The 15,825-nt window shown below is 74.9% G+C and carries 10 protein-coding genes; 8 read left to right on the top strand and 2 right to left on the bottom strand.

What is annotated here, in order from left to right:
* Positions 1–35 precede the first annotated feature (35 nt).
* From dapF to hflX, 3 genes are all read left to right on the top strand, one after another.
* A complete protein-coding gene (gene dapF / locus ABT093_RS27670) occupies positions 36–947 on the top strand; it encodes a diaminopimelate epimerase (RefSeq protein ID WP_350569083.1) in 912 nt (303 codons plus the stop codon).
* Positions 948–1,151: 204 nt separating this feature from the next.
* Positions 1,152–3,443, top strand: a complete 2,292-nt coding sequence (locus ABT093_RS27665) for a RelA/SpoT family protein (RefSeq protein WP_350569082.1) — start codon at positions 1,152–1,154, stop codon at positions 3,441–3,443.
* A 151-nt stretch (positions 3,444–3,594) separates the two neighbouring features.
* The gene (hflX, locus tag ABT093_RS27660; RefSeq protein WP_350569080.1) at positions 3,595–5,103 is read left to right on the top strand and encodes a GTPase HflX; all 1,509 of its coding nucleotides are present in this window, start codon (positions 3,595–3,597) and stop codon (positions 5,101–5,103) included.
* Positions 5,104–5,175: 72 nt separating this feature from the next.
* Here hflX and ABT093_RS27655 read toward each other — a convergent pair whose 3' ends face one another.
* A complete protein-coding gene (locus ABT093_RS27655; protein WP_350569078.1) occupies positions 5,176–6,366 on the bottom strand; it encodes a trypsin-like serine peptidase in 1,191 nt (396 codons plus the stop codon).
* Positions 6,367–6,696: 330 nt separating this feature from the next.
* On the opposite strand from ABT093_RS27655, the gene ABT093_RS27650 reads away from it, so the two are divergent.
* From ABT093_RS27650 to ABT093_RS27630, 5 genes are read left to right on the top strand one after another with little or no spacing between them, the layout of a single operon-like run.
* Entirely contained in the window at positions 6,697–8,529 is a 1,833-nt protein-coding gene (locus ABT093_RS27650) for an IucA/IucC family protein (protein ID WP_350569077.1), read from the top strand.
* Positions 8,421–9,122, top strand: coding sequence for a GNAT family N-acetyltransferase (locus ABT093_RS27645; RefSeq protein ID WP_502884333.1), 702 nt, complete (start codon positions 8,421–8,423; stop codon positions 9,120–9,122). The genes ABT093_RS27650 and ABT093_RS27645 overlap by 109 nt, the downstream gene beginning before the upstream one ends.
* Positions 9,123–9,137: 15 nt before the next feature.
* Complete coding sequence (locus ABT093_RS27640) at positions 9,138–10,550, top strand: lysine N(6)-hydroxylase/L-ornithine N(5)-oxygenase family protein (RefSeq protein WP_350569073.1); 1,413 nt, start codon at positions 9,138–9,140, stop codon at positions 10,548–10,550.
* On the top strand, positions 10,528–12,354 hold the full coding sequence (locus ABT093_RS27635) for an IucA/IucC family protein (RefSeq protein WP_350569072.1): 1,827 nt from the start codon (positions 10,528–10,530) through the stop codon (positions 12,352–12,354). Before ABT093_RS27640 ends, ABT093_RS27635 begins: the two co-directional genes overlap by 23 nt.
* A 12-nt stretch (positions 12,355–12,366) precedes the next feature.
* A complete protein-coding gene (locus ABT093_RS27630; RefSeq protein ID WP_350569071.1) occupies positions 12,367–14,499 on the top strand; it encodes an ATP-dependent DNA helicase in 2,133 nt (710 codons plus the stop codon).
* A 100-nt stretch (positions 14,500–14,599) separates the two neighbouring features.
* Here the strand turns inward: ABT093_RS27630 and lexA are convergent, their stop codons facing one another.
* On the bottom strand, positions 14,600–15,481 hold the full coding sequence (gene lexA, locus ABT093_RS27625; RefSeq protein ID WP_502884330.1) for a transcriptional repressor LexA: 882 nt from the start codon (positions 15,479–15,481) through the stop codon (positions 14,600–14,602).
* Between the last annotated feature and the right edge of the window lie 344 nt (positions 15,482–15,825).

The raw sequence follows: 15,825 nt of genomic DNA, 5'->3' as shown, positions 1-15,825 counted from the left end.
GTGCGGGTCCGGGGCGTCTCGGTACCATCGGGAGGGTGACCGCATCCTCCGCGCAGCCCGTCGGCCTCCCCTTCCTCAAGGGGCACGGCACCCAGAACGACTTCGTCATCGTCCCCGATCCGGACGGCCGGCTGACCATCGGCCCCGAGGCCGTGGCCGCGCTGTGCGACCGCCGGTCGGGCATCGGCGGTGACGGGCTGCTGCGCGTGGTGCGCTCCGCCGCCGACCCGGTCGCGGCGGGCCAGGCCGACCGGGCCGAGTGGTTCATGGACTACCGCAACTCCGACGGCTCGATCGGCGAGATGTGCGGCAACGGCGTCCGGGTCTTCGCCCGCTACCTGGTCGAGGCCGGGCTGGCGAAGCCGGGCGAGCTGCCGGTGGCCACCCGGGCCGGTCTGCGGACCGTACGGGTCGCCGAGGACGCCGAGGACGGCACGCCCGGCGAGATCACCGTGGACATGGGGCACGCGCTGCTGCCCGGTCCGGACGGGATCGAGGTGGCGGTCGGCGGGCGCAGCTGGCCGGCCCTGAACGTCAACATGGGCAATCCGCACGCGGTCGCGTTCGTCGAGAGCCTGGACCACGCCGGCGAGCTGCGGACCGCGCCGCCGGTGAGCCCCGAGGGCGTCTACCCGCAGGGCGTCAACGTCGAGTTCGTGGTGGACCGCGGGCCGCGGCACGTCGCGATGCGGGTGCACGAGCGCGGCTCCGGCGAGACCCGCTCCTGCGGCACCGGCGCGTGCGCGGTCGCGGTGGCCGCCGCCCGCCGGGACGGCGTGGACCCGGCGGTCACCGGCGAGGCCGTGACGTACGCGGTGGACGTGCTGGGCGGCCGGTTGACGATCACCGAGCACCCGGACGGCCGGGTGGAGAAGACCGGACCCGCGGTCATCGTCGCCCGCGGCGAGCTGGACCCCGCCTGGTCGGCGCTGGTCCTGGGGATCTGACCCGCCGTCGGCCGCCCGGGCCCGCCCGCTGGTGCGGGCCGGGGGCCGGCCGACTCGCGTTTGCCCAATTCGTCCTCGATCGAATCCCCCCGTTCGGGTGATACCCCTGACGGACGGGAAGCGGGGCCCCACGGAACGTGCTCTGCTCGGTAGCATGGACCACCGGGTCGGCCCACGCCCCCGGTACCGCTGCCGGAGGTGCCGATGACCATCGAAGCCGGGCAGCCCCTGGCGGGGCAGCCGACGTCCGCACGGCAAGCCGGGCCCAGACGCCCGCTCGGAGAGCTGGGCCGGGCCGCGCTCGGCCGCGCCGGGCGCGCCGCGCTGCTGGCCACCGGCCGTCCGCCGGTGCCGGACGCGCTGGAACCGCTGGTCCAGGCCCACCGCCGGCACCATCCGCAGGCCGACCTCGGCCTGCTCGGCCGGGCCTACCGGCTGGCCGAGGCGAGCCACCGCGGCCAGAAGCGCAAGAGCGGCGAGCCGTACATCACCCATCCGCTGGCCGTCACCATGATCCTCGCCCAACTCGGCGCCGGGACCACGACCCTGGTCGCCTCGCTGCTCCACGACACGGTCGAGGACACCGAGTTGACGCTGGACCAGGTGGCCGAGGGCTTCGGGCCCGAAGTCGCCTACCTGGTCGACGGGGTGACGAAGCTGGAGAAGGTGGACTTCGGCGCGGCGGCGGAGGCCGAGACCTTCCGCAAGATGCTGGTCGCCACCGGGGACGACGTCCGGGTGATGGTCATCAAGCTCGCCGACCGGCTGCACAACATGCGCACCATCCGGCACATGAAGCCGGCCAGCCAGGTGCGGATCGCCAAGGTCACCCGGGACGTGCTGATCCCGCTGGCCGAGCGGCTGGGCATCCAGGTGCTCAAGGCGGAGCTGGAGGACATCGTCTTCGCCACCCTGCACCCCGAGGAGCACACCCGCACCCGCGCCCTGCTCGGCCGGCACGAGGCCGGTCCCGACACCCTGCTGGCGCCGTTCGCGCGTGACCTGGCCCGCCAGCTCGCCGAGGCCGGGATCGTCGCCGAGGTGACCGTCCGCCCCCGGCACTGCGTCTCGCTGCACCGGGTGCTGCTCAAGCGGGCCGCCGCCCCCGGGCCGGACGGCAGGCCGCAGGGTCCGCAGCCGGCCGACTTCGGGCGGCTGCTGGTGGTGGTCGAGGAGAACGCCGACTGCTACGCGGTGCTCGGCGAACTGCACACCTGCTGGACCCCGCTGCCGGGGGAGTTCAAGGACTTCGTGGCCGCGCCGAAGTTCAACCTGTACCAGTCGCTGCACACCGCGGTGGCGCTGGCCGGCGGCGCGGTGGTCGAGGTGCTGGTGCGCACCCGGCGGATGCACGAGGTCGCCGAGACCGGGGTGGTCGCGCTCGGTGACCCCCGGCAGCCCGGGGCCGGCGCCGGCGAGCAGGGCCGGGACGAACTGGACCGCACCGACCCGGCCCGGCCGGGCTGGCTCTCCCGGCTGCTGGAGTGGCAGCAGGAGACCCCGGACCCGGACGCCTTCTGGTCCGCGCTCACCGCCGACCTGGCCGGGGACCGCGAGATCACCGTGGTCACCGAGCGTGGCGAAACGCTTCAGCTCAGGGCCGGCGCCACCTGTGTGGACGCCGCCTACCTGCTCGGCGAGGAGACCGGCCACCGCTGCATCGGGGCCCGGGTGAACGGCCGGCTCGCGGCGCTCTCCACCGTGCTGCACGACGGCGACCGGGTGGCGATCCTCACCGAGGAGGCCGCCGGACCCGCGCCCGAGTGGCTGGCGCACGCCCGCACCCCCGGTGCCCGGCTGGCCATCGAGCGCTGGCTGGCCGACCACCCGCCGCGCCGCCCGGTGGTCCGCACCGGCCCGTCCGCCGGGCAGCCCGCGCCGCCCGACCGCCCGGTGGCCGCGGGCCGGCCCGCCGCGCCGGTCACCGTGGCGGGCCGCCCCGGGGCGCCCGTCCGGCTGGCCCGCTGCTGCACCCCGGTGCCGCCGGACGAGATCGCCGGCTACCCGATCCGCGGCGGCGCGGTCGCGGTGCACCGGGCCGGCTGTCCGGCGGGGGAGCGGATGCGGGCCGACGGGCGCGGCGCCCTGGAGGTCCACTGGCGTCCCGGCGGCGCCCCGGCGGCCGGCTACCGGGCCACCCTGCGGGCCGAGGCGCTGAACCGGCCCCGGCTGCTGGCCGACCTCACGGCCGCGATCTCGGGGGAGGGCGTCGGGATCGTCGCGGCCGAGGTGGAGCCGCCGCAGGAGCTGCGGGTGCGGCACACCTACACCGTGGAGCTGCCGGACCCGGCCGCGCTGGCCGCGGTGCTGCGGGCCATGCTGCGGGTCTCCGGGGTGTACGACGTGGAACGCCCGCACGCGCCGGCGGGCGGCGGCCCGGGCCGGGCCCCGGCCGCCCCGGCGAACGCCCCGGCGCCGCTGGAGGAAATGAGGATGACCGGCACGCGCCCGGCGTGCGACCATCATGGGGAATTCACGGCCGGACCGCGGCGTTGACCGGGCGGAGGAGTCTCAGCCCGTCCCGCGGCCCCGAGGGGTAGCTCACACCTCGCCCGAGTGCTAGACGGGGCGGCAGCTGGGCAGACTCCGGGCACGACCGTCCGTACGGTCGCGCACAGGCCACCCGTTCCAGCAGCCAAAGGACAGAATGACCTCCACGTTCGACACCCGCGACCACGCCGACGCCCCGCGCCGCCTCGGCGGTCTGCGAGCGGAAGCCCTCATGGACGAGGACCTCGCGGCCATCGACGAGGACCTCGGCCACCACTACGACGGCGACCAGTACGACCGCAGCGAGCGTGCCGCGCTCCGCCGTGTCGCCGGCCTCTCCACCGAACTCCAGGACGTCACCGAGGTCGAGTACCGCCAGCTCCGCCTGGAGCGCGTGGTGCTCGTCGGTGTGTGGACCGACGGCACCCTGGAGGAGGCGGAGAACTCGATGGCCGAGCTCGCCGCACTGGCCGAGACGGCCGGCTCCGAGGTGCTGGACGGCGTCATCCAGCGCCGCGACAAGCCCGACGCGGCCACCTACATCGGCTCCGGCAAGGCGCAGGAGCTGCGCGACATCGTCTCCTCCACCGGGGCGGACACCGTGGTCTGCGACGGTGAGCTCACCCCGGGCCAGCTGATCCACCTCGAGGACGTCGTCAAGGTCAAGGTCGTCGACCGGACGGCCCTGATCCTGGACATCTTCGCCCAGCACGCCAAGTCCCGCGAGGGCAAGGCGCAGGTCTCGCTCGCGCAGATGCAGTACATGCTGCCGCGACTGCGCGGCTGGGGTCAGTCGCTCTCCCGGCAGATGGGTGGTGGCGGCTCCGGCTCGTCCGGCGGCGGCATGGCCACCCGCGGTCCCGGTGAGACCAAGATCGAGACCGACCGGCGCCGCATCCGCGAGAAGATGGCGAAGCTCCGCAGGGAGATCGCCGACATGAAGAAGGGCCGCGACACCAAGCGCCGGGAGCGCAAGCGCCACCAGGTGCCGTCCGTGGCCATCGCCGGCTACACCAACGCCGGCAAGTCCTCCCTGCTCAACCGGCTCACCGGCGCGGGCGTGCTGGTGGAGAACGCGCTGTTCGCCACCCTCGACCCGACCGTGCGCCGGGCGCAGACCCCGAGCGGCCGGGTCTACACCCTGGCCGACACCGTCGGCTTCGTCCGGCACCTGCCGCACCACCTGGTCGAGGCGTTCCGCTCCACCATGGAGGAGGTCGCCGACGCGGACCTCATCCTGCACGTGGTGGACGGCTCGCACCCCGAACCGGAGACCCAGCTGGCCGCCGTCCGCGAGGTCGTCGTCTCGGTCGACGCGCAGAACGTGCCGGAGATCGTGGTGATCAACAAGGCCGACGCGGCCGACCCGCACGTGCTGCAGCGCCTGCTGCGCCGGGAGCCGCACGCCATCGTGGTGTCGGCCCGCACCGGCGAGGGCATCGACGAGCTGCTCAAGCTCATCGACGAGGAGCTGCCGCGCCCGGCCGTCGAGGTGCACGCGCTGGTCCCGTACACCCAGGGCGCCCTGGTGTCCCGGGTGCACGCCGAGGGCGAGCTGCTCGCCACCGAGCACACCGGCGAGGGCACCCTGCTGCACGCCAAGGTGCCGGTCGAGCTGGCCGCCGAGCTGGAGCACTTCGCGGTGGCGCTGACGCCGCAGGGCTGAGCCGCGCCGCGCGGACGGGCCCCGGTTCCCTCCCGTGAGGGGGAACCGGGGCCCGCCCCGTGTCCGGCGCGGCTACTTCTTCTTCGCGATCCAGTCCAGCGCCTGCTTGGCGACCGTCTCCAGGTACGGCCCGCTCAGCGAGGTGTGCTCCTGGGTGCCGATCGAGGTGTTGGAGACCAGCGCCAGCCTGCCGTCCGGCATCGGCGCGAACCAGCCGCCGCCGCTGGAGCCCTGGGTCATGTTGCAGCCTATGGTCAGCATCGACGGGCGCTTCGGGTCGAAGGAGAGCCGGGTCGGCTTCCCGCCCTCGCACTTGTAGAGCTCCTGGCCGTCGAACGGCTTGTAGAGCGGGTAGCCGATCGCCGTCACGGCGAGCTTGTCGCGCGGCGCGTCGAACCAGACCGGGACGGCCCCGCCGACCGTCTCCTCCAACGACTTGCCGGTGTCGTTCTGGTTGTTCACCCGCATGATCGCGAAGTCGTACTGGTTCGCGGCGTCACCGGTGCCGCCGCCCTCGACCAGCCACTGCGGCGAGGTCACCACGTCCTTGGCCCACCAGGTGCCGAGCGGCGCCAGCTCGGACAGCGGGGCCTTCTTGCCGCCGCTGGAGGCGCCCGAGTTGTTGTAGGCCGGGACGAAGACCAGGTCCTTGAAGTAGCTGCCGCCCTTGCCGGGGTGGACGCAGTGGCCGGCCGTCCAGACCAGGTTGCTCTTCCCCGGGTGCGCCGGGTCCTGGATCACGGTGGCCGAGCAGTTGCCGCGGCCGCCCTCGGCCGAGAAGAAGACCTTCCCGGAGGGCTGCTTGGTGTACGGGCGCGGCACCGGCGCGGCCTTGACCACCGGCGGCTCGGGGTCGGTGACCCCGGCGTCCTCGGCGGGTTTGGCGGTGGGCGGTGCCGGGTCGGCCGGCTTGGAGTCGCCCATCTTGTCCGGGTTCCAGAAGTCCTTGACGATCGGGTTGTTGAAGACGTGCTTGGACGCCCAGTTGTCCCAGTCCTCGAACTTCCACTTCGTCAGGTCGTCCCAGCTCTTCGGCAGGCCCTCCAGCAGGCCGGTCGGAAGGCCCGAGGGCAGGGTGATGCCGCCGATCACGCCACTGCCGCCCCCCGCGGCGGTGGCGGACGCGGACGCGGTGGCGCCGCCGGAGGGCGGCGGTGCTGCGGTGCCCCCGCCCGAAGGCCCGTCCGGGCCGCAGGCGGTGACGGCGAGCAGGGTCCCCGCGGCGAGGAGCGCCGCCGCGGCTGACCGGTGGATCGCTGGCATGGTGCTGTCCCCCTGGTAGTTCGGTGTGGGCGGCGGACCGCCGTCCTGGAGTCTGCCACTGGCCACCAGGACGGTCCCGGGCGGCCCCCGGGTTCCGCCCCGCCACGGGGGTCACCGATCCGTGACGCGGGGGCGGCCCGCTATACCCCGTGCGGCGGGCCCGGGAGTCCTCGCGAACCGTGAAACCGACGGTCTTCACCCGGACGAGTGAGCCCTCCTTGTGATCACCGCTCAGGGATAGGTAACCCTTACCTGACGCGACGGTGTGAGCGCCCGCCAGTTCCCTCCACCTCCTGCGCGTCGGCACTCCACGCGCCTCAAGGAGCAGCATTGAGCACCGCCCTGACCGGAGCCCCGCCCCGTCTCCCGGCCCGCCGCCCCGCCACCGCCGCCGCCCCGGCCCGGTCCGACCGGCTGCTCCACCCGGACCCGGCCGTCGCCGCCGAACAAGCCGCCCTGGAGGCCCTGCTGCGCTGCTGGGCCCGCGAGACCGGCGCCGTCCCCGGCCCCGACGGGTACCTGCGGATCGCCGTCCTCGGCGGCGCCGCCCGGCTCTCCGCCCCGGTCCGGCACTGGTCGCGGGCCGGCTGGCACCGGTTCGGCCCGGCCGGCCTGGCGGCCGGCGAGGCCAACGCGGTCGGGGACTTCGCCGAAGCCCCGGTGGACGCCGTCACCGCCGCCGCCCTGCTGGCCGCCGCGGCCGCCGAGCGGCCCGACCCGGGGCAGGTCGCCGACCTCGCCGCCAGGGTCGCCGACTCGGTGGTCCGCACCGCCGACATCCTCGCCCACCACCGCGCCGCCACCGCCCCGGTGCCCGGCGGACCCGAGCGCTCGGAGTTCCTCGCCGCCGAGCAGTCCCTGCTGCTCGGCCATCCGCTGCACCCCACCCCGAAGAGCCGCGACGGCCTGGGCCCCGCCCAGAGCGCCGCCTACTCGCCCGAACTGCACGGCTCCTTCCAACTGCACTGGTACGCCGTCGACCGCGACCTGCTCGCCGCCGGCTCCGCCGTCGCCCGGAGCGCCGAGCGGATCACCGCCGGGCTGCTCGACGACCCCGCCCTGCTGCCGCCCGGCACCGCCGCCCTGCCACTGCACCCCTGGCAGGCCCGGGAACTCGCCCACCGCCCGGCCGTCGCCGCCCTGTTCGCCGAGGGCCGGCTGCACGACCTCGGCCCGGCCGGCGCCCCCTGGTACCCCACCTCCTCCGTGCGCACCGTCTACCGGCCCGGCACCCCCTGGATGCTCAAGCTCTCGCTGGGCCTGCGGATCACCAACTCCCGCCGGGAGAACCTGCGCAAGGAGCTCCACCGGGGCCTGGAGATGCACCGGCTGCTGGAGAGCGGCCTCGGCGCCGAGTGGCGGGCCGCCCACCCGGGCTTCGACATCGTCCGCGACCCCGCCTGGATCGGCGTCGACCACCCGGACCTCGGCGACCCGGGCGGCCTGGACACCGTGCTGCGCGCCCAGCCCTTCGCCCCCGGGGACCGCGCCTACTGCGTGGCCGGGCTCGCCGCCGAACGGCCGCACGGCGCCCGCGGCGACACCGTCCCGTCCCGGCTCGGCGACCTGCTGCGCTCGCTCGCCGCCCGCACCGGCCGCCCGCTGCCCACGGTGACCGCCGAATGGTTCCTGCGCTACCTGGACGCCGTCGTGCTGCCCGTCCTGTGGCTGGACGGCACGGCCGGCATCGCCCTGGAGGCCCACCAGCAGAACAGCCTGGTGCTGCTGGACGCCGCCGGCTGGCCCGAGGGCGGCCGCTACCGCGACAACCAGGGCTACTACTACCGGCGCAGCGCCACCGACCGGCTCACCGCCCGGCTGCCCGGCCTCGGCACCCGGAGCGACACCTTCCTCGACGACCCGGTGATCGACCACCACTTCGCCTACTACCTGGGCATCAACCACGTGCTCGGGCTGGTCGGCGCGCTCGGCTCCCAGCAACTCGCCGACGAGGCCGTGCTGCTGGCCGCGCTGCGCCGGTTCCTGGCCGGGCCCGCCGCCACCGCCACCCGCTCCACGCTGCCCGGCCTGCTGCTGGACGCGCCGACCCTGCCCTGCAAGGCCAACCTGCTCACCCGGGTCCAGGGTCTGGACGAACTGGTCGGCCCGGTCGCCACCCAGTCCGTCTACGTCGACATCCCCAACCCGGTGGCCGGCGCGTGACCGGCACCGCGCCGACGGCCGGGCCGGACGCGGGCCGGGACCCGGCCCGGTGGGGCGCCATGCCCACCGCGGCCGGGGAGTTCCGGCTGCGCGGCGTGCGGCTGCCCGCCGACCTCGGCCTGCTCGCCGGCTGGATGAACGACCCCGAGGTCGCCGCCTTCTGGGAACTGGCCGGCCCGCCGGCCGTCACCGAGCGGCACCTGCGCGGGCAGCTCGACGGCGACGGGCACAGCCTGCCCTGTCTCGGCCTGCTCGACGGCGCCCCGATGAGCTACTGGGAGGTCTACCGCGCCGACCTCGACCCGCTCGCCGCGCACTACCCGGCCCGGCCGCACGACACCGGCCTGCACCTGCTGCTCGGCCCCGCCACCAGCCGCGGCCGGGGCCTCGGCGCCGTCCTGCTCGCCGCGCTGGCCGACCGCGTCCTGCGGGAGCGGCCGCGCTGCGCACGGGTGGTGGCCGAACCCGACGTCCGCAACCGGCGCTCCGTCCGCGCCTTCCGGCGGGCCGGCTTCCGGCTCGCCGGCGAACTCGACCTGCCCGGCAAACGGGCCGCCCTGATGGTCCGCGACCGCACCCCGCACCCCGCCTAGGACTGCACCCGCCTCATGGACACCCCAGCACCCCCGCCCGGGCCCTACGACCTGCTCGGCGTCGGCATCGGCCCGTTCAACCTCTCGCTCGCCGCGCTCGCCGATCCCGTTCCCGGCCTGCGCACCCTGTTCTGCGACCGCCGCCCGGAGTTCCGCTGGCACCCCGGCATGCTCGTCGAGGGCGCGCGGATGCAGGTGCCGTTCCTCGCCGACCTGGTCTCGCTGGTCGACCCGACCAGCCCGTGGTCCTTCCTCAACCACCTGCGCGAGCAGGACCGGCTCTTCCCGTTCTACTTCACCGAGCGCTTCCAGCTCACCCGCCGCGAGTACGACCACTACTGCCGCTGGGCCGCCGAGCGGCTCCCCAACTGCCGCTTCGGCACCGAGGTCACCGCGCTGCACTGGGCCGGCGACCGCTACCGGGCCGAGCTGCGCGAGCACCCCGGCGGGCGGGCGCGCACGGTCGAGGCGCGCAACGTGGTGCTCGGCGTCGGCACGCTGCCGGTGCGGCCCGCCGCCTTCGCCGCCCTCGGCGGCCACCCGCGGGTCTTCCACTCCGCCGACTACCTGGACCGGCGCGAGGACCTGGCCGGTGCCCGGGACATCACCGTCGTCGGCAGCGGGCAGTCCGGCGCCGAGGTCTTCCTCGACCTCTTGCGCCGCCACGACGGCGACGGCGTGCGGCTGCGCTGGCTCACCCGGACCAGGGCCCTGGCACCGATGGAGTACTCCAAGCTCGGTCTGGAGCACTTCACCCCCGACTACACCCGGTACTTCCACGGCCTGCCCGGGCCCGTGCGGGACACCCTGGTCGAGGCCCAGTGGCAGCTGCACAAGGCCGCCTCCGCCGAGACCCTGGCCGAGATCCACGACCACCTCTACGCGCGCACCGTCGGCCGGCCGGTCGGTGACGCGCCGGTCGAGATCACCCCCGGCACCGCCGTCACCGGCGCCCGCCCCGGGCCCTGCGGGGGATTCGAACTCGACTGCCGGCACACCGACTCGGGCACCGGGCACGTGCTGCGCACCGACGCCGTGGTGCTCGCCACCGGCTACCGGGCCGCCCGCCCGGCCGCCCTGGAACCGCTCGCCCACCTCGTCGACTGGGACGCCGCCGGCCGCTACCGGGTCGACCTCGACCACCGGGTGGCCACCCTGCCCGAGGTCACCGGCGGCCTGTACGTGCAGAACGGCGAGCTGCACACCCACGGGGTGGGCACCCCCGACCTGGGCCTCGGCGCCCACCGCGCCGCGGTGATCCTCAACGCCGTGGCCGGGCGGACCGTCCACCGGCTGCCCGGGCGCACCGCCTGGACCGGCTTCGCGCCGCCGTCCGCGCCCGCACCCGCCCCGGCGCCCGCCGCCACGCCCGCATCCGCCCTCCCCCGACCCCAGGAGCCGACCCGTGCCGCAACCGCCGGCCGCTGAACCGCCGCTGTACCTGCCGCCGCAGCTCACCGCCGGGAACTGGCAGCGGGCCGGCCGCGCGCTGCTGGCCAAGATGCTCGGCGAGTTCGCCTACGAGGAGCTCGTCACCCCCGTCGGGACCGGCGCCGCCGACGGGTACGCGCTCGGGCTGCCCGGGGCCGAGTACCGCTTCACCGCCCGGCGCGGCGCCTACGGCGGCTGGTCCGTCGACCCCGGCTCGGTCACCTGCGACGCGCCCGGGGGCCCCGACCCGCTGCGCTTCCTCCTGCACGCCCGGCACGCCCTGGGCCTGCGCGGCGAGACCACCGGCCACCTGCTGCGCGAACTCACCGCCACGCTGACCGCCGACGCCCACCTGCTCGCCACCGGGCTCACCGCCGCCGCGCTCGCCGACCTCGGCCACACCGAGCTGGAGGGCCGGCAGGGCGGCCACCCGTGGATCGTCCCCAACAAGGGCCGGATCGGCTTCTCCGCCGCCGACGCCGCCCGCTGGGCCCCCGAGGCCCGCACCCCGCGCCCGCTGCCCTGGATCGCCGTCCACCGCCGGCTCGCCGCGTACCGGGGCGTGGCCGGGCTCACCGACCCCGACCAGCTGTACCACCGCGAGCTGGACGACCCGGAGGCGCTGCGCGCCCCGCTCGGCGCCGCCGCCGACGACTACCTGCTGCTGCCGGTGCACCCCTGGCAGTGGGACGAGACCGTGCTGCCGCTGTTCGCCCCGTGGGTCGCCTCCGGCGAGATCGTCCCGCTCGGCACCGACGGGGACCTGCGGCTGCCCCAGCAGTCGATCCGCTCGTTCTTCAACGAGAGCCGCCCGGAGCGCTGCACGGTCAAGCTGCCGCTGGCCATCCTCAACACCCTGGTCTGGCGCGGCCTGCCCACCGAGCGCACGCTGGCCGCGCCCGCCGTCACCGCCTGGATCCACGGGCTGCGCGACGCCGACCCGTTCCTGCGCGACGAGTGCCGGGTGGTGCTGCTCGGCGAGATCGCCTCGGTCACCGTCGACCACCCGCTCTACCGCGAGCTGCCCGAGGCCCCGTACCAGTACAAGGAGCTGCTGGGCGCGATCTGGCGCGAGCCGCTCGGCCCCGCCCTGGAGCCGGGCGAGCGGGCCCGCACCCTGGCCGCCCTGCTGCAGACCGGCGCCGACGGGCGGTCGCTCGCCGCCGAGCTGATCGCCCGCTCCGGGCTCGCCCCCGCCGAGTGGACCGCCCGGCTGTTCGCCGCGATGCTGCCGCCGCTGCTGCACTTCCTCTACCGGTACGGGCTGGTCTTCTCCCCGCACGGCGAGAACGCCATCGTGGTCTTCGACGAGCGGGACGTGCCGGTCCGGCTGGCGGTCAAGGACTTCGTCGACGACGTCAACCTCAGCGACCAGGACCTGCCCGAGCTGCGCGGCCTGCCCGCCGAGGTGGACGCGGTGCTGCTGCGCGAGGACCCGCAGGGCCTGTGCCAGTTCCTGCACTCGGGGCTGTTCATCGGCGTGTTCCGCTACCTGGCGCCGCTGCTGGAGGCGCGGACCGGCCTGGCCGAGGCGCGGTTCTGGGCGCTGCTGCGCGCCGAGGTGCTGCGCCACCAGGCGCGCTTCCCGGAACTCGCCGACCGGTTCGCGCTGTTCGACCTGTTCCGGCCGCGGATCGACCGGCTCTGCCTGAACCGCAACCGGCTGTTGCTGGACGGCTACGGGGACCGCCCGCACCGCCCGCACGCCGCCCGGCACGGCACCGTGCCCAACCCGCTCGCCGCCGACGGGACGGTCCCGCCGCCCGGTCGGCGGGACCGGATTGTCACCCCCGCCCCGTAGGGTGGGAGGGTCATGACGAACGACTCCGAATCCCAGCTCCCCGCCGAGGACGCCGAGCCGGCCGGGAGCGCCGCGGACGCCCCGGTCGAGGCCGTCCCCCGCTCCCGCGTCCCCGAGCTGCTGCACGCCGCGGTCGCGGCCGTCGGCGGCGTCGAGCGCCCCGGCCAGCTCCGGATGGCCGAGGCCGTCGCCGACGCCGTCGACCACGGCGAGCACCTGCTGGTGCAGGCCGGCACGGGCACCGGAAAGTCCCTCGCCTACCTGGTGCCGGCGCTCGCGCACGGGGACCGCGTGGTGGTCGCCACCGCCACCCTGGCGCTCCAACGCCAGCTCGTCGAGCGGGACTTGCCGCGCACCGTGGAGGCGCTGCACCCGGTGCTGCGGCGCCGCCCGCTGTTCGCGATGCTCAAGGGCCGCTCCAACTACCTGTGCCTGCACCGGGCGAACGAGGGCACCCCGAGCGAGGAGGGCGAGGGCCTGTTCGACCCGGTCGAGGCGATGGGCGGGCCGGCCGGCAAGCTCGGCCAGGAGGTGCTGCGGCTGCGCGACTGGGCGGACGAGACGGAGACCGGCGACCGGGACGACATGACCCCCGGCGTCTCCGACCGCGCCTGGGCGCAGCTCTCGGTCACCTCCAAGGAGTGCCTGGGCGCCACCCGCTGCGCGTACGGGCAGGAGTGCTTCGCGGAGAAGGCGCGCGAGCGGGCCAAGCTCGCCGACGTGGTGGTCACCAACCACGCGATGCTCGCGATCGACGCGATCGAGGGCGCGCCGGTGCTGCCCGAGCACGGGCTGCTGATCATCGACGAGGCCCACGAACTGGTCAACCGGGTCACCGGGGCGGCCACCGCCGAGCTGACCGTCGGCGCCGTGAACCGGGCGGTCAAGCGGGCCGCGCGGCTCGCCAACGAGAAGGCCGTGGACGCGCTGCAGGCCGCCGCCGAGAACTACCACGGCCTGATGGAGACCGCCCAGCCCGGCCGGGTCGAGGAGCTGCCCGAGTACCTGGGGTACGCCGTCACCGCGATCCGGGACGCCGCCCGCCAGGTGATCACCTCGCTCGGCGAGACCAGGGACAAGGGGCTCAGCGACGAGGACGCCGTCCGCAAGCAGGCGATGGCCTCCGCCGAGGCGCTGCACGAGACGGCCGACCGGCTGCTCCAGGACTCCGAGTACGACGTGGTCTGGATCGAGCGCAGCGACCGCTACGGGCTGGGCACCGCCTCGCTGCGGGTCGCCCCGCTGAGCGTCTCCGGGCTGCTGCGCGAGGGGCTGTACAAGGAGCGCTCGGTGGTGCTCACCTCGGCCACCCTCAAGCTCGGCGGGGACTTCAACGGCGTGGCCGCCTCGGTCGGCCTGCCCTCCGAGACCCGGCTGCCGGACGTCCGCACCCCGGGCGACACCCCGGAGGCGGCGGGCGCGGGCTTCGGCGACGAGCCGGTGCCGCACTGGCGGGGGATCGACGTCGGCTCGCCGTTCAAGTACCCGAAGCAGGGCATCCTGTACGTCGCCAGGCACCTGGCCGATCCCGGGCGGGATCCCGAACGGCCGGACATGCTGGACGAGCTGGAGGAGCTGATCGGCGCGGCGGGCGGGCGTACGCTCGGCCTCTTCTCCTCGATGCGCGGCGCCCAGGCGGCCGCCGAGGCGATGCGCGAGCGGCTGGACCAGCGGATCCTGCTCCAGGGGGAGGACACCCTGGGCGAGTTGATCCGCGAGTTCGCCTCGGACGCGAGTACCTGTCTGTTCGGCACGCTCTCGCTCTGGCAGGGCGTGGACGTGCCCGGGTCGGCCTGCCAGCTGGTGGTGATGGACCGGATCCCGTTCCCGCGTCCGGACGACCCGCTGATGAGCGCCCGGCAGAAGGACGTCGAACAGCGCGGCGGGAACGGCTTCATGGCCGTCGCGGCGACCCACGCGGCGCTGCTGATGGCGCAGGGCGCGGGCCGGCTGGTGCGCGCCGCGGACGACCGGGGCGTGGTGGCGGTGCTCGACCCGCGGGTGGAGACCAAGCGGTACGGCGGCTTCTTCCGTTCCTCGATGCCGGAGTTCTGGTACACCACCGACCGCAACCAGGTGCGTCGCTCGCTGGCGGCCATCGACGCCTCGGCGGCGCCGGTGCGGCCGGTGGTGAAGCGGGGCTGAGGGCAGGCCGGAGGGGCTCCGCGCGGTGTGCGGGGAGCCCCTTCCTGCGGGCCGGACGCCGGGGGTGCCGGGGATGGGGGAGCGGGTGACGGGGCGGGCGTCAGAGCCGGCGGAGGACCGCCACGACCTTGCCCAGGATGGTCGCGTTGTCGCCGTTGATCGGCTCGTAGGCCGGGTTGTGCGGCATCAGCCAGATCCTGCCGTCCTCGCGCTTGAGGCGCTTGACGGTGGCCTCGCCGTCGATCATCGCGGCCACGATGTCGCCGTTCTCGGCGACCGGCTGGCGGCGGACGGTGACCCAGTCGCCGTCGCAGATCGCCGCCTCGATCATCGAGTCGCCGCGCACGGTGAGCGCGAACAGCTCGCCCTCGCCGACCAGCTGGCGCGGCAGCGGGAAGACGTCCTCCACCGTCTGCTCGGCCAGGATCGGCCCGCCGGCGGCGATCCGGCCGACCAGCGGCACGTACGAGGTGGAGGGGCGGCCGGCGGTCTCGGCGGTGTTCGGCCGGGCCACCTCGACGCCGCGGACCTCGTAGGCGCGCGGGCGGTGCGGGTCCCGCCGCAGGAAGCCCTTGCGCTCCAGCGCCATCAGCTGGTGGGCCACCGAGGAGGTGCTGGACAGGCCGACGGCCTGGCCGATCTCGCGCATGGACGGCGGGTAGCCGCGCCGCTGCACCGAATCCCGGATGACCTCGATCACCCGGCGCTGGCGCTCGGTGAGGCCGGCCTCGTCGGTGCGGATGCCGGGCGGGCGGCCCGGCGCCGAACGGGTCGGGGCGGGGTGGGCGTCGTCCAGCGCGGGGGAATGCTCGATGGGCTGGTCCGGAACGCGGCCGACGCCGGAAAGGCCCGGGCCCGGGGGTCGGTGGTCTTCGCTACGGTCCATGGGGATGTCCACACTCTGCTGATTCGTGGTGCGCTGCCCCACCTTGAGCTGGGAGTGTTCCTGCACCGGGATGGTGTTGCTTTCGACGGTGTTCACGGCGGCCCCTCTCGACGGCTGTCCTCTCCTTTTTCCAGCCCAACGCACCTCGTATCGAAAGGTTGCGCCAAACACACGTTCGAGTGAATTATTCGGGAGTTGGCTGACTCGATCAAGGCTTTGTTGTACATCGATTAAATGTTCGATCCGAAGGTGACCCGGGAATCCTAGTCCGCGCCGACACGCCCGCGCCTCCGCTTCCGCCACGAACCTAGATGTAGTGGTTAGAGTCCTCTCCGTGGCCCAGTACTTGTGGTCGAGGCCTCAAGATCGGGTTGCTACCAGCGCCCCCGGATCGCATAGACTCGACCAGTCCGCACGTCCTGCCAGGGAGGGATCCTCAG

The sequence above is a fragment of the Kitasatospora sp. NPDC002551 genome, assembly GCF_040296005.1.
In the GTDB taxonomy this organism is placed as follows: domain Bacteria; phylum Actinomycetota; class Actinomycetes; order Streptomycetales; family Streptomycetaceae; genus Kitasatospora.
This window is presented reverse-complemented; position numbering and strand designations above follow the sequence as displayed.